At 42.5% G+C, this 14,871-nt stretch carries 16 protein-coding genes; 11 read left to right on the top strand and 5 right to left on the bottom strand.

From position 1 onward, the window contains the following. A partial coding sequence (locus J7K40_05585) for a hypothetical protein (GenBank protein ID MCD6161869.1) occupies window positions 1-222 on the top strand: 222 nt, incomplete at its 5' end. A gap of 133 nt (window positions 223-355) precedes the next feature. Here the strand turns inward: J7K40_05585 and J7K40_05580 are convergent. The 3 genes from J7K40_05580 to glmM are packed head-to-tail and all read right to left on the bottom strand — an operon-like array spanning window position 356 to window position 4,229. Continuing rightward, window positions 356-1,024: a hypothetical protein gene (locus J7K40_05580; GenBank protein MCD6161868.1), complete on the bottom strand. Its 669-nt coding sequence runs from the start codon at window positions 1,022-1,024 to the stop codon at window positions 356-358. 23 nt (window positions 1,025-1,047) lie between these two features. Then, window positions 1,048-2,874 (bottom strand): glutamine--fructose-6-phosphate transaminase (isomerizing), encoded by a 1,827-nt coding sequence (gene glmS / locus J7K40_05575; protein ID MCD6161867.1) that lies wholly within the window; start codon window positions 2,872-2,874, stop codon window positions 1,048-1,050. 14 nt (window positions 2,875-2,888) lie between these two features. Continuing rightward, window positions 2,889-4,229, bottom strand: coding sequence for a phosphoglucosamine mutase (gene glmM / locus J7K40_05570; GenBank protein MCD6161866.1), 1,341 nt, complete (start codon window positions 4,227-4,229; stop codon window positions 2,889-2,891). Between the two features lie 546 nt (window positions 4,230-4,775). On the opposite strand from glmM, the gene J7K40_05565 reads away from it, so the two are divergent. The 10 genes from J7K40_05565 (at window position 4,776) to J7K40_05520 (ending at window position 12,649) form a co-directional block, all read left to right on the top strand. After that, on the top strand, window positions 4,776-6,017 hold the full coding sequence (locus J7K40_05565) for a fibronectin type III domain-containing protein (protein ID MCD6161865.1): 1,242 nt from the start codon (window positions 4,776-4,778) through the stop codon (window positions 6,015-6,017). A gap of 19 nt (window positions 6,018-6,036) precedes the next feature. Further along, window positions 6,037-6,723 (top strand): hypothetical protein, encoded by a 687-nt coding sequence (locus J7K40_05560; GenBank protein ID MCD6161864.1) that lies wholly within the window; start codon window positions 6,037-6,039, stop codon window positions 6,721-6,723. After that, window positions 6,720-7,334: a hypothetical protein gene (locus J7K40_05555; protein ID MCD6161863.1), complete on the top strand. Its 615-nt coding sequence runs from the start codon at window positions 6,720-6,722 to the stop codon at window positions 7,332-7,334. The genes J7K40_05560 and J7K40_05555 overlap by 4 nt, the downstream gene beginning before the upstream one ends. A gap of 16 nt (window positions 7,335-7,350) precedes the next feature. Next, on the top strand, window positions 7,351-8,217 hold the full coding sequence (locus J7K40_05550; protein MCD6161862.1) for a hypothetical protein: 867 nt from the start codon (window positions 7,351-7,353) through the stop codon (window positions 8,215-8,217). A gap of 1 nt (window position 8,218) precedes the next feature. Continuing rightward, entirely contained in the window at window positions 8,219-8,893 is a 675-nt protein-coding gene (locus J7K40_05545) for a hypothetical protein (GenBank protein MCD6161861.1), read from the top strand. Window positions 8,894-9,075: 182 nt separating this feature from the next. Next, window positions 9,076-10,314, top strand: a complete 1,239-nt coding sequence (locus tag J7K40_05540; protein MCD6161860.1) for a fibronectin type III domain-containing protein — start codon at window positions 9,076-9,078, stop codon at window positions 10,312-10,314. Window positions 10,315-10,327: 13 nt separating this feature from the next. Continuing rightward, the gene (locus J7K40_05535) at window positions 10,328-10,945 is read left to right on the top strand and encodes a hypothetical protein (protein MCD6161859.1); all 618 of its coding nucleotides are present in this window, start codon (window positions 10,328-10,330) and stop codon (window positions 10,943-10,945) included. A gap of 13 nt (window positions 10,946-10,958) precedes the next feature. After that, window positions 10,959-11,795 (top strand): hypothetical protein, encoded by an 837-nt coding sequence (locus tag J7K40_05530; protein MCD6161858.1) that lies wholly within the window; start codon window positions 10,959-10,961, stop codon window positions 11,793-11,795. Then, the gene (locus J7K40_05525) at window positions 11,795-12,421 is read left to right on the top strand and encodes a hypothetical protein (protein ID MCD6161857.1); all 627 of its coding nucleotides are present in this window, start codon (window positions 11,795-11,797) and stop codon (window positions 12,419-12,421) included. Before J7K40_05530 ends, J7K40_05525 begins: the two co-directional genes overlap by 1 nt. Window positions 12,422-12,472: 51 nt before the next feature. Next, entirely contained in the window at window positions 12,473-12,649 is a 177-nt protein-coding gene (locus J7K40_05520) for a hypothetical protein (protein ID MCD6161856.1), read from the top strand. Between the two features lie 274 nt (window positions 12,650-12,923). On the opposite strand, the gene cysE is transcribed toward J7K40_05520, so the two are convergent. Both cysE and cysK read right to left on the bottom strand, forming a co-directional pair. Further along, on the bottom strand, window positions 12,924-13,493 hold the full coding sequence (cysE, locus tag J7K40_05515) for a serine O-acetyltransferase (protein MCD6161855.1): 570 nt from the start codon (window positions 13,491-13,493) through the stop codon (window positions 12,924-12,926). Window positions 13,494-13,534: 41 nt separating this feature from the next. Then, window positions 13,535-14,449 carry a cysteine synthase A gene (cysK, locus tag J7K40_05510; protein MCD6161854.1) on the bottom strand — a complete coding sequence of 305 codons (915 nt, stop codon included), beginning with the start codon at window positions 14,447-14,449 and terminating at the stop codon, window positions 13,535-13,537. Window positions 14,450-14,871: the final 422 nt, after the last annotated feature.

The following is a 14,871-nucleotide window of genomic DNA, read 5'->3' as shown; positions in this document are numbered from 1 at the left end:
AGAGATTGGTCATGCCGATACCTCCTGCCTGCCGGCGCCCGCCTGTCGGCGGACAGGCATGAAATATTATGCAAAGCAAAAAGTAGAATAGCGATGTTTGCTGAAGTTGTCCAATGTCTTGTTGTTCTATGGATTGCGAATCAAGCAAGTTTCGCTTGTTGGATAATATTTAAAGAACTCTATGAAAAAGGCCGGACAGTAGTGAATTTATATATAGATTAATTAACCTATATTCCACAATGAAATATATTAGTCTGAAAATTGACTGTTAGACAATTCCGCCAATCATCAATATAATTGAGAGTTTCAATTATGGCTCAATTAAATGCCAGTCGATAAAAATTAATAGCGTTGGTTATCTCTTTTTCCTTCTTTTTGATTTTGCCAATCCCAAAACCTCGTTGCGATGTATAGCCACTGATGCTTTGGTTCTATCGAGTGTGGCGGCTATTTGGCTATCGGTCATCTTGCTGTAGTTCTTCTGAATGAAATCGTTTTCAGAATCGGTATAGCTTCTGGTTTTACGTTTCGGGCAGTTTAAAATTCTGTTGCGGTGATGAGTTACAGATATTAACGATCTGTTTAGGGTTTGAGCAATAGCAATGTCGGTCATATCATTATAGTTATCTAAGATGAAATTGTTTTCCTCGACCGTGAAATTCCGTCTTATAACCTTTTTCTTGCCCAAAACAATCAATCGCCGATAGATAATGGATTTTAGCGGTTTGTTCAGTTTTTCAGCCATTGCGGGGTCTGTCATGCTATCATAATTATCCAGAATGAATTTGTCATCGCTGTCGATGAAATTATATTTGCTTTTCCGTTTGCGGGGACGATTTTTCAGCGCCAGCATCCGGGAACGCCGTTTGATGCCAAGCTCTTTGAATATTAACTGAACATACTGACGGCTGCAGCCGTAATGTTCGCCAATATCCGTTAGCGACATCTTTTCCTGATGATACATTTGGTACATCTGGTCTTTTTCATCAACCATTCGTCTTTTTAAAATTTGATTAGCGACCATAATTAGCCCCTTTATTTAGGAGTTTATTCAACAGTAACACTTTTTGCAAGATTCCTTGGCTGGTCAACATCACAGCCTCTTAATACCGCTATATGATACGCCAAAAGCTGAAGTGGTATAATTGATAACAATGGCAGTACAAAGTCAATTGCCTTGGGTATGTAAATAACATCATTAACGATTGATGCTATATCGGTATCTCCCTCGGTAGCGACCGCTATAACATTGCCATTGCGAGCTTTTATTTCCTGGATATTGGAAATGATTTTTTCATATACCGAATCCTTTAGCGCAATAACAACCACCGGCATATTATCATCAATTAAGGCAATTGGCCCATGCTTCATTTCCGCCGCCGGATAGCCTTCGGCATGAACATAGGATATCTCTTTAAGCTTCAAAGCGCCCTCAAGGGCAACCGGGAAATTCAAGCCTCTGCCGAGATATAGGAAATTGTTTTTGCTGGCGTATTTTTCGGCAATAGCTTTAATCTCATCGTTCTTTTTTAAAATCTCAGCTGCCTGGTTCGGTACTTTCTCAAGCGCTTTTATCAGTTCTTTGCCTTTTTGAAACGAAAGATGGCGCATACGAGCTAATAGTATCGATACTAGCGACAACACCATTATCTGGGAAGTGAACGCTTTAGTTGAAGCTACACCGATTTCCGGACCGGCGTGAATATATACGCCGCCCTCTGTTTCACGCGAAATAGTCGAACCGACAACATTGCAGATACCCAGGCAAGTAGCGCCCTTGCGTCTGGCTTCCCTTAGAGCCATCAAAGTATCCGTAGTTTCACCTGATTGTGATATAACAAGTAAATTCGTATCAGGGCCTATAATTGGATTTCGATAACGAAATTCGGAGGCATACTCAACCTCGACCGGAATCCGCGCAAATTCCTCAATAAGATATTCGCCGATAAGAGAGGCATGCCAAGAGGTGCCGCAAGCGGTAATTATTATTTTTTTAATTTTAGTAAGTTCTTTATACTGGAGATTTAAGCCATTAAGACGAGTCGTCCCCTCATCAAAGTTTAAACGTCCTCTCATGGCATTGCGAAGAGTAGTCGGCTGTTCCATAATTTCTTTAAGCATAAAATGCGGATAGCCGCCCTTCTCAATCATATCAAGCGACCAAGAAATATCCTGAAATTCGGGGCTGACCAAAGTCTTGTCAATCCGTGTTACGTTAAAAGTATCTTTCGTGATTTCAGCCAGTTCGCGGTCTTCAAGATATACCACGCGATTGGTGTACCGTAAAAGCGCCGCCACATCCGAGGCTACGAAATTTTCGCCCTGCCCGCGACCGATAACAAGAGGTGAACCCAGACGAGCGGCAACAATCCGGTCGGGCTCATCTAAGGATACAACAGCGATACCGTAAGTGCCCTCAACCTGGGTCAAAGCGGAACGAACTGCCTCAAGCAGGTTGCCCTCGAAATGCTCCTCAATAAGGTGTGCCAAAACTTCAGTATCGGTGTCGGTTATGAATTTGTGGCCTTTCTTTTCGAGGAATGTTTTAAGGCTTGAGAAATTTTCGATTATGCCGTTATGAACAACTGCGATTTTACCGGTGCAATCAAGATGCGGATGGGCATTAATATCTGTCGGCGCTCCATGAGTAGCCCATCGAGTATGCCCAATACCGACTTTAGATGAAATTGACTCTGCCTTTATCAAATCATGAAGCACGCTGATTTTACCGGCTGTTTTTTGAAGTATTATATTTGAATTATCAATACAGGCGATGCCTGCGGAGTCGTAGCCTCGATATTCAAGCCGCTTTAAACCATCCATTAAAATCGGCACGGAATTCTTATCGCCAATATAACCAACAATTCCACACATTTGTTCTCCAATGTTTATAATAGAAGTTTTTCAACTTCATCGGCTAATAATCTGGCTTTTTTAACACTGTATGCCTCTGTCATCAGCCTAACTATCGGTTCGGTATTCGATAATCGCAATTGAAGCCAACAATCATCAAAAATAATCTTTATTCCATCACGTTTATCGGCTTTTCCGTCTTTGAAAGCCCTAATAACTTTATTAAAACTTATTTTCTTACCATCAAGCGCTATTTTTCTTTTTATCATCGTTGTTTTGGGAAGTTCCGATGCAAGTTCAGAAATCGTTTTTCTGCTGGAGGCTAAATACTGAAGCATTACTGCCGCCGCCATTAATCCATCCCGGCCATACATCATATCCGGATAAATCAAGCCGCCATTGCCCTCGCCGCCGGCAACTCCATTAATCCGCTTCAGCTTTTCGGTAACATTTATTTCGCCAACCTTAGTGCGGTATAATTTGACGCTGGCTTCTTTGGCAACAAAATCATTCATCATCGATGAAGATAAATTTACAGCCACAGGACCGCTTTTCTTCGATAGTATAAACCGCATGCCCAAAGCTAACGTATATTCCTCGCCAATTGTTTTGCCGTTTTCATCAACCATCGCCATACGGTCGCTATCGGGGTCGAAAGCAAAGCCAATATCAGCCTTGAATGATTTAACTGCCCGGCAAAGCTGTTTTAGATTGGCTGGCACAGGTTCCGGTGGATGCGGGAACTTTCCATCGGGAACAGCATTGATTAATTTAAGTGTACAGCCCAGCGAATTGAAAAGCTCGGCGGCTACGGGTGAGGCAGTTCCGTTAACGCAATCGCCAACAACTCTGAATTTTTTTCTTTTAATCGAAGCAAGCTTTATTATATCGATACCCAAAATAGCCTTAATATGCTTAAGGTCCCAGTCATCCTGATTGAAATAGCTGCCAATATTTGGCTTTTCGGTTTTTTTAGATTTTTGTTTGCTGTTGCAGCATTTTAAAAATTTCTTCCCTTGCGTTTCAGTCAGGAAAGTTCCGCCCGGTCCAATCAATTTTAAAGCATTATATTCTATCGGATTATGGCTGGCGGTGATAGCGATTCCGCCGGCTGATTGTGTCTCGCGAACCGTGAATTCTATCGCCGGAGTAGTAGCCACGCCTATATCGACAACATTGCATCCCGAGCACATAAGACCAGCCGCAACCGCCGAAAGAACCATCGGCCCATGATAGCGAGTATCCCTGCCGATTATAACTTTCCCGCCTTTCAAGTATTTGCCAAAGGCTTTGCCATATTGCATAGCTGTTTCTGATGTTAAACTATCGCCAACAATACCGCGAATTCCGGAAATTGATACTAATAACTTCCCCAAAAAATCACCTCCATAGCTGCAAAACTCCATAAGGGAAAAAACAATGATATGCTATTTAATTCATTGTCAATTCAATGTCAACAAAAAAATTATATTTGCAGCAACTATAAATGTCTTAAGTCTGACATAACGATATCTCACATAATCTTTATTTGATATCACCGCTGTTCGGCATTTTATAGAACATTATAATCGACGTTACTCCCGCGAAAACGGTAGTCCGGTAATTGGTCATGCCGACACTTCCTGCCTGCCGGCGGGCACAGCATTATTGTTATCCACCCTTGGGTTAACTCAACTGTTTAGGCAGGTCGCAGTGAAACGCGACCTGCCGGTCTTATTGTCAAGCAATATGTGTCAGTTCATCCGCCTTAGGCGGACTGCGAACTGACACAACATAAATAAACCCACCCGTTACATGGAATACAGCGTGTTTGGAAATAAATAGGGAAATTAAAGCTTGTGTTGTTAAACATCATTCTTTATATTTGTTTTTTTCGGGTCTGAGATGACCGCTGAAGCTAATTTGCGCAACAGGAGCAATGCTTGAAACACAATATGATTCCGGCCGCCATAGTTATCATATTTCTATTCTCAGCCAGCGTTTTTTGTCAGGAAACGCCGGAAACACAAACGCCCGATTCAGCGCTCAGCCAAACAGCGATTGTATCCCCTATGCCTGCGCCGCCATCGCTTGTTACAGCCAAAGATAATCCCAGCGACGGCGGAGGCAAAATTCTGGTTTCATGGTCGCTTTCCCCTGATGACGGTTCCGGATTAAACAACGTAGTCGGCTATGAGATATTTCGCGCGCTTGAGGGCGATACCATTTTCACATCAGTTGGTATGGCTGCCGCAGGCGTTGCTCAATATGTTGATGCCGGCGCGGAAGACCATATAAACTATGTCTACAAAGTCGCCGCTACTAATGACATTACGGGACATGCATCCCAAATTACGAAACCGGTTCACTCCTACCAGCAATGGATTAACACCAACCTCAAATTTCTGTTTCTAATCGGCGCTTTGATTTGCGGCTCTGTTATCTATTTTATATATCACGCCAAACGCGGCAAGGAATTATTTATTCGCAAGATATCAGGCCTTGAGGCTATCGATGAAGCGGTTGGCAGAGCTACCGAGATGGGGCGGCCGGTGCTGTTTATCCCCGGCATCAGGGATATGGATGATGTTCAGACAATCGCCGGGATTACTATCCTTGGGCGAGTCGCCAAGACAATCGCCGAGTATGAGATAAAAATCAACATGCCGGTTTCCAAGTCAATCGTGATGACTACCGCCCGCGAAACTATCAAAGAGGCGTATGCCGCAGCCGGGCGAAGCGATTTTTACTCTGATGATTTCGTCTATTATACTACCGATGAGCAATTCGGTTATGTGGCGGCAGTGGATGGCATCATGGTGCGCGACAAACCCGCCACCTGTTTCTATATGGGTTCATTTTTCGCCGAAAGCTTGATTTTCGCCGAGACTGGCAACTCAATCGGCGCCATACAAATAGCTGGCACGGCTATGCCCGCGCAGCTGCCGTTTTTCGTGGCCGCCTGCGATTATACGCTTATCGGCGAGGAGCTTTTCGCCGCCAGTGCTTATTTGTCGGGCGAACCCAAACAGCTTGGCAGTTTGAAAGGGCAGGATGTCGGCAAGATTATCGCGATGGCAGCTATCGTGTTCGGCGTTTTCGCGGCGACTATGTATTCGCTGACCGGTGTAAATCTTTTTGATGCCCTGCATCAGTTTACTATGAGCTTGTTTACGTTAAATTGAGGATTATTGGTAGTTTAGCATGAAGCGCCAGATACCACTAATAATAACAGCCATCGTCGGGACAGTCCTGATATTCTCGGTTTTCATCCCGCATGACCCATTCGGCAGATTGGGCGAGGACTTCTCGGTATTTTTCGATATTATCGCGGTTTTCGCTATGATACTTGGCGGCGGCAACTTGATTCGCATTCATGGCAACCGCATCTACAAAAGAGCTAAGGACTGGCCATTCTCAATAGTTACGGTTGTCGGTTTTATAGTTACTTTAATCGCCGGCGCCTTTAAAATCGGCAATCCCGATGGCATTCAAGGCGATGTAGCCGCTCCCGGTTCGCTGTTTACGCTTATTTATGACCATATATTCACACCGCTTCAGGCGACTATGTTTTCCATACTGGCATTTTTTGTAGCTTCGGCGTCCTATCGGGCATTTAGAGCAAAAAATAAAGAGGCGACGATTCTTCTGATTACCGCCTTTATTATACTTCTGGGACGCACGCCGGTAGGTCATTATATCACATTCTGGCTGCCATCCTGGCTGGAGTTTTTTCATATACCTGTTTTAGCCAATTGGATAATGGCGATTCCCAACCTGGCCGGTCAGAGAGCCATTATGATAGGCATCTCGTTGGGTGTTATCTCGATGTCGCTGCGTATGATACTCGGAATCGAGCGCGGCTATATGGGCTCGGAGGGAGGCAAATGATTAGGCTTTACACGCATATTTTTATCTTAGCCATTATTTTAACCGCTGCAGGCACAACCGAAAAGGCTAAAACCTTCACGGATTTTGAAACAATAGCAATCGCCTCGCCTATGGTAGCCCAAATTTACACGAATCCCAAATTGAGCAAATTCGAGGATGTACGTCTTTCCCCGGACAATCAAATTAAATTATACGAAAACCTAAGCGATAACATATGTCAAAATCTGATTAAACGATTTGAGGGACAAGTAGATTTTCTCTGTTATAAGGATATAAAAAATCGATTGCGCGATGCGGACAACTGGAACGAGTTCAACCGCTGCTTTAATGGTCAGAGCCATGCTCCTTTGGAAATTTGTTCAACATATTCAGAAAAACTAAAGGCTGACGGCGTGATGAATCTCTATCTGATGTTCAGCTATTATAAAAACGATGATCATACTAACCATTTGGATGTTCATTTCGAATGGTATTTACTTGATTTGGAAACAGGGCAATCGGCATTTAGCGATAAATATGATTGCCATGATGATTTTCCGGAGCTATCGGATGATATCGATAGAGAATATAAGTGCTTTGACGGGATTTCCCAGTATTTTAATGAATTCTAAATAGCAATAGGTAAAAATGGCGCTTTTTGACAAAATGAAAAATATCGACCGAAGAATAATATTTTTATTTATTGCTTTGTCGGTAATTATTCCGCTCTTATTAAATATCACATTTACAGAAAAAGCCGATCCTATAGTAAAAAATATTTTCGATACTATCGAATCACTTCCCGCCGGTTCGCGAGTATTATTGTCAATGGATTACGGCCCCTCCACGGTACCGGAAATTCAACCTATGGCTAATGTTTTAGTCCGTCACTGCAACGAAAAGAACCTGAAAATCTACTATCTGTGTTTATGGGCTACCGGCCAGAACCTGACAACAATTACTATCGACTCGGTGCAGACAAAGGAGTTCCCCGACAAAGTTTATGGCGAAGATTTTGTCAATCTCGGATATAAAGCTGGCAATGAGGGACTTATCAATGTTCTATTTACAGATATGAAGAAAATGTATACTACCGATGTGCTGGGAACATATATCGATGAAATACCTATGATGAAGCAGGTATCCAACCTGACCAGCTTCGATTTGATTGTCGGTCTTGGCGGCGGCACTCCCGGTATTAAAGAGTGGATATTATTTGCCGGCGACCCAGGCGGCATTCCTGTAGCCGGCGGATGTACTGCGGTGCAGGCGCCTTTGTTGTATCCCTACTGGCCAAATCAGCTTTTGGGCATGATGGGTGGAATTAAGGGAGCGGCTGAGTATGAATCGGCATTGATAAAAAAATATCCAAAATATAAAAATATGTCAAAACCCGGAATTAGAATGATGGGGCCGCAGGCGATTGCCCATATTGTGATTATGCTGTTTATAATTATTGGCAATATTACCTTTTTTATAGAACGAGCGCGTGAAAGAAAGACGGAGATAAGTTAAGATGAACGATATTTGGGTATGGATCGGCGCCTTTCTAACTCTATCGATTCTGTCGTTTCTCTATAAAGATAATATCTTCTACAAGTTTGCCGAACATCTGTTTGTCGGCGTATCGGCGGCTTACTGGATGGTAGTAAGTATTTGGGGTACTTTATTTCCAAACTTGATCGCTAAAATTTATCCGGAAGCGGTGAGATTTGTTCTGCCCTCGCTGGCAGACCGTGAACCGGAATATCATTATATTTTTGCTGCTATTATGGGTATCCTGCTTCTGATGCGGCTTTCCTCGAAAATAGGCTGGATATCGCGCTGGCCGCTGGCGTTTATAGTTGGCACAACCGCCGGATTAAATCTTGTCCGGTTCTTGCGTTCCGACTTTATTGGCCAGATTCAGAATACTATGATACCGCTTATTGTTTTCGAAAACGGTTCATTTAGTTTCTTGGCAAGCTTTTCAAACACTATAATTGTTGGCGGCGTTATGTGCGGTCTGATTTATTTCTTTTTCTCTAAGGAACACAAGGGCGGATTTGGCACGGCAAGCAAGATCGGCATTTGGGTTTTGATGATTACTTTTGGCGCTGGTTTCGGTTATACTGTCATGGCTCGAATTTCACTTTTAGTGGGAAGAATGCAGTTTTTGCTGGGAGACTGGCTGGGATTAATTGATCGATAAGTTTTATTATAATATGAATGATATGTTTACAGATAGTTTTGCTGATTACCATTTTTTACCGAATTATTATTCTGCTTCATTTATTTATAATAAAAAGTTTATATACAATATTTTAAGATAAATTATGTTCCGGACAATTAACTTAAAATTAGTTCTTTTACAGTAACTCTCGGAGGTAGCTTATGAATCAATTGACTAAGACAATTTTAGTTTTAATGCTAGTATTGCTCATGGGAGGAGGTGTATTTGCCCAGGCGGCTGATGAGGAAGTGCTTATCGATACAATCGGACCGCCGGCGCCAAGTCCTCCAACTAATATAACGGTTAGCGACAAACCTAATGATGCTGGTCATGGCTTGATAATCGAATGGAATCTGTCGCCTGATGACGGCTCAGGTTTAAACAATGTTATTATGTATGACGTTCTCCGTTCGGATTCGCCGGACGGTGAATTCATTTCACAAGGCAAGATGCCATCGGGAGAAACAACATTTGAAGATGTTGACGATACGCCGCCTACAAAAACAATTCCCAATCCTGACTATATGCCAAAAAACAGCTCTTGGTATTATAAAATAGTTGCTGTATCAAATCAGCAAGTCCGGTCGGAACCCTCAGAAATAGCTTCCGGGGAAACGATTGAAAATCTGTTTCATTGGGGCAAACTTCCGATTCTTATTGGCGTTTTGATTTTTTCCGCCTTTCTGTTAGTGCTTATCTCCTCAGCTAAGAAGGGTAAAAATCTTTACGTGCGTCCGCTGCCTGGAATTAATGCTGTTGATGACGCCATAGGCAGAGCGACCGAAATGGGCAAGCCTATTTTGTTCATTCTTGGCTTGGGCACTGCCGGAGACATTGCTACAATTGCCGGATTTACAATTCTGGCAAGAGTAGCCAAAAAAACCGCAGAATATCAAACCCGGGTGTTGGTTCCTGTTCAAGACCCCGTAGTATTAGCGGTTGCTCAGGAAACAGTTCGAACTGCCTATCTTGAAGCTGGACGTCCCGACCAATACAATGCTGACGACGTTTTTTACGTTACGGCTCTACAGTTTCCTTATGTAGCGGCTGTTAACGGAATTATGCTTCGCGAAAAACCGGCAACCAATTTCTATATGGGGGTTTTCTACGCGGAATCATTGATACTCGCTGAAACCGGAAATATTGCCGGCTCAATTCAGATAGCCGGTACAGACCAGATCGCTCAACTGCCGTTCTTTGTTGCAGCTACTGATTATACTTTAATTGGTGAAGAACTTTATGCGGCATCAGCTTATCTTTCGCAGGAACCGGTTCAGCTTGGTACGCTTAAAGCTCAGGATTATTCTAAGGCTTTAGTGATGATAATTATTATTTTAGGCACAATTGCAATAACCGCAGGTTTGCCATATCTGTTAAATATGATAACCGTTAATCTGTAACCCGGAGAGTTATATGAAAAGAGAAATACCTATTTTAATTGTCGGGATTACAGGTTTTGCCATGCTGATTCAATATTTTATCCCGACAGGCTGGTCTGAGTTTATATTCACATATTCCCAAGACTGGACGATTGTTATTGGCATTCTGGCTATGCCGCTGGGAATATGGAGTTTGGTAAAAGCCAATGTAAGCAAACTTAAAGTGCCCGGCGAACGATTTTATTCGGCAGTATTGCTGGCTGGTTTTTTGATTATGGTAGTAACCTGCCTTAAGCGAGAAAACATGGAGTTAGGCAGTTTGCATATGGATTTATTCACGTATGTCTTAGTGCCGATTCAAGCGACTATTTTTTCCCTTCTGGCTTTCTTTATAGCCAGTGCAGCTTATCGCGCTTTCCGAGCCAGATCGGCTTTAGCGACTATCCTTCTTTTAACAGCATTTATCGTAATGCTTCGGTTTATTCCCCTTGGTCCGATTTCCGCACTCAACCTCAAGGCTGTTTCCTGGATACTTTCAGTACCAAATATGGCTGCTAACCGCGCTATCATGATGGGTATCGGTTTGGGCGCTACCGCCACTGCTATCAAGATCATCCTTGGTATAGAACGAACCTATATGGGTCATGATTGAGAGAGGATGAGATATGTTTTTTGAAAAAATAATGCAAATAGACCGCCGCTGGGTATACTTAGCTATCGGCATAGCAGTTATTATCCCTACTATCTGGTCTTTCAACGTGCCAGTATCTGTTTCCCCTGAAGTGAGGAAAATTTACGATTATGTTGATAAAACAGAAGCCGGCGATTATCTTTTTATCTGTGTCGATTATGACCCATCCTCGATGGCTGAACTCAATCCTATGGCTGTGGCTATTATTAACCAGGCCTTCGAAAAAGATATAAAGCTGATTTTTGTTACCCTGTCGCAGTTTGGCCCAGGTTTGGTTGAGCAAATAACGTCCGATCTTGCAGAAAATCATAACAAGATCCGGGGAGAAGACTATATCTTTTTAGGCTATCGGCCATACCCGGCAATTGTTATCATGGCTATGGGAGTTGATTTCAGAGTGCCGTTCCCGGTTGATTATTATGGTACTCCGCTTGATGATCAGCCAATAATGAATGGCATTAAAAACTTCGATGATGTTAAAGCCGTTATCGAGATAACATCCGGCAATACAGCCGATATGTGGCTTGTTTATGGCAATGGTCGATATAAATTCCCGCTGGCTCTTGGCATAACCGGCGTTATGTCGGCCAACTACTACCAGTACTTAGGATCAAATCAATTGTTCGGCATCATTCCCGGTGTCAAGGGCGCCGCAGAATATGAAAAGCTTGTTGGTTATCCCGGTGAGGGTATGGCTCAAATGGCATACCAGGTTATAGCCCACTTGGTGATAATTTTATTTATTATATTATCAAATGTGGCCTATTTCGCCACCCGTAGGAAAAAACAACAGATGGGAGGAAGCGCCTGATGACTACCTATGAACTTATAGGAAACGGTATTGCCGCCTTCCTAACCCTTTGTATTTTCAGCTTTTTGTATAAGGATAATCCCTTTTATAAATTCGCTGAACGCTTAGTTGCCGGTGTTGCTACTGGCTACTTTACTATGCTTCTGTTCTGGACCAATTTTCAAGACAAAGTCTGGGAACCGATTTTTGACAATGGACAATATTGGTATATAATCCCGGCTATTCTCGGTATTATCATGTGGACCAGATTTTCTAAAAAGTATTCTTGGGTTTCGAGATATTCTATTGCTTTTTATATCGGAATTGGTTCCGGCGTTTCAATTACCGTTTATCTCTACACCTACTTATTCAAACAACTTCAAGCTACAATTGCAACCCCATTAACCTTTAGCATTGCCGGTCTTAACACTTTTCTGATAGTGATTTCGGTTGTATCGGCCTTGGTCTATTTCTTCTTTTCCATGCCTCATAAAGGCTTTATGGGCGCTGTTTCAAAATTCGGCATCTATATAATCATGATTGGCTTTGGTGCTGGTTTCGGTCTTACTGTGATGGGACGTATAGCGCTTTTAGTGCAGCGGGTAATCTTTTTGAAAAGTTGGCTTGTTGCTCTATTTGGCGGCTAAAAATATTCAGATATAGGCATACAAACCTATATTGTTAGCAGGAGCGTTCAAATGAACGCTCCTGTTTTTTATCAATCAAGCCATATTAGACAGGCTTTTGCAGTTGATTTTTTTAGTGATAAAAACACACCCCTAACTCCCCCGCCAGCGGCGGGGGACTTTAAAAACAAATATCCTCAAGCAAAAGCGTTTTACCCTAAATCTCCAGCAGCGGCGGGAAACTTTTAAATTGCATAATCATATAGCATGTTAGCGCAGCTTTAATACCCCCTTGAAGAGGATTAGGGTAGTTGGTTACACTCCGTGCTCCAACATTTTATTATTCCCCTTTTGAGAGAGGTCAGGTGTGTGTTGACGGTTGTAATAATAATAAGACAGTCATCTCATGCTTCACTTTTCTGTGAGGCTATTATTTAATCTAATGCGTAATGATATTGATTTATAGCAATACCTTATAGATAATCACTGCCATAATAAAACTTTAATGCAAAATCTGGCATTATTATCTCGATACTGCTTCGGTTTCTATAAAGTTTGTTGCCGGCAGTTCCTCATTAATTGAGATACCATCGCGTTTGACAATCCTTGCCGGCGAACCGGCAATCGTGCAATTGGATGGAATGTCTTTCATAAAAACAAAACTGTTAGCACCTATTTTAACATTATCTCCAATAGTAACAGGCCCTAAAAGGATGGCTCCGGTTCCTACTAAAACATTATTCCCAAGCGTTGGGTGACGTTTGCCTTTATGTTTGCCTGTTCCGCCAAGAGTAACGTTATGAAACAGCACGCAGTTATCACCAATCTCGGCGGTTTCGCCAATAACCAGTCCCGCGCCATGGTCGACAAAAAAACCCCTGCCGATTTTAGCGCCGGGATGAATTTCCAAGCCTGTTAAAAACCGCGATATTTGCGAAAACAATCTGGGGATAAACGGAACTCCAATATCCCATAGATAATGAATAATTCTGTGTATAAATATCGCATGAAATCCCGGATATAATAGAAATTCAATATTTTTGGCGGCTGGATCATTGCGATAAATCGCTTTAATATCATCAATAATAATCATGTTTTATGTTATGTAATCGGCATACTTTGTCAAGAATTAATTCAATCGTCCGTTAAAAATGTTGAAAGATATCTTTCGCCGGAATCGGCGATGAGAGTAACCACTGTTTTCCCCCTGTCAAGCCCGGAGGCAACTTGAATTGCCGCTTTGACATTGGCGCCGGAAGATATCCCGGCAAGTATGCCATCTCGTCTTGCCAGCTGTTTAGCCATCTCAAAAGCATCTTTGGATTTAACCCGTATAATCTCATCAACAACCTCAGCGGTATAGTTTTCCGGAATAAACCCTGCGCCAATTCCCTGAATCTGATGCGGTCCCGGTTTTCCGCCTGACAATATCGGGGAATCATCAGGCTCGACAGCGTAAACTCTGCAGCCATATCGCTTCTTGAGCACTTCGCCTGCGCCGCTTAATGTGCCGCCTGTTCCGACACCCATTATAAACGCATCAAGATGGATATCATCAAGGTCATCGATAATCTCTTTGGCGGTAGTCTGGCGATGTATTTCAGGATTCGCCGGATTTGAAAATTGATGCGGCTGATAATAGCCCTTTTCCCTCATCAGTTCATTAGCTTTTGATACTGCGCCTTTCATGCCATCCTCACCGGGCGTTAAAATTATTTCGGCGCCCAAAAGCTTTAAGATTTTACGTCTCTCAATACTCATTGTGTCAGGCATTATAATGACTATTTTATAGCCCTTAGCCGCGGCTGTCATCGCCAGACCAATGCCAGTATTGCCCGAGGTCGGTTCGACAATAGTCATGCCGGGTTTAAGCGAGCCGTCTTTTTCGGCTGTCTCAATCATTGCCGCGCCGACACGGTCTTTTACCGAATGACAGGGATTGAAACTTTCCATTTTTACATATATAACCGCCGAATCAGGATTAGAAAGTTTATTCAGTTTGATTATTGGCGTTCTGCCAATCGCCTCAATTATATTGTCGAATCTCATTTATGCTCCTTAACGCTGTATGTAACAAGAAAGAATTCACTATTTGTTTAGATTTTATCATAATTATCTCTTAATACAATTCTCGGATAAAATCAATAGTCGTTAATAATAAATATCATTACTGTCCGGCGATTTGCAATCAACAATTACCGATCCCGCATTATTCATAAACTCTATAGGGCAATGACTTTCTTATATATTTTTATGAATAATGCGGGCTATGTCATCCTCATGAAACCCCGTAGGATTTTAGCGACAGGAGCCAGGCAGGAGTTTCCCCGAAAAGTCCGATAAAATTGTTTTAATTCAATTCATGTCAACGAATTAATATTTTCAAAAAGTGGAAATAGCAATTTTGGAAAATCGAGGGAATTTTTTAACGATTTCAAGCAGGTCGGGTTCTGACCGGAGGGAAAAACCCG

It is taken from the genome of Candidatus Zixiibacteriota bacterium, from assembly GCA_021159005.1.
Taxonomy (GTDB): Bacteria; Zixibacteria; MSB-5A5; order UBA10806; family 4484-95; genus JAGGSN01.
Note: the sequence above shows the minus strand (reverse complement) of the source record. Positions and strands in the feature narration are given on the sequence as shown.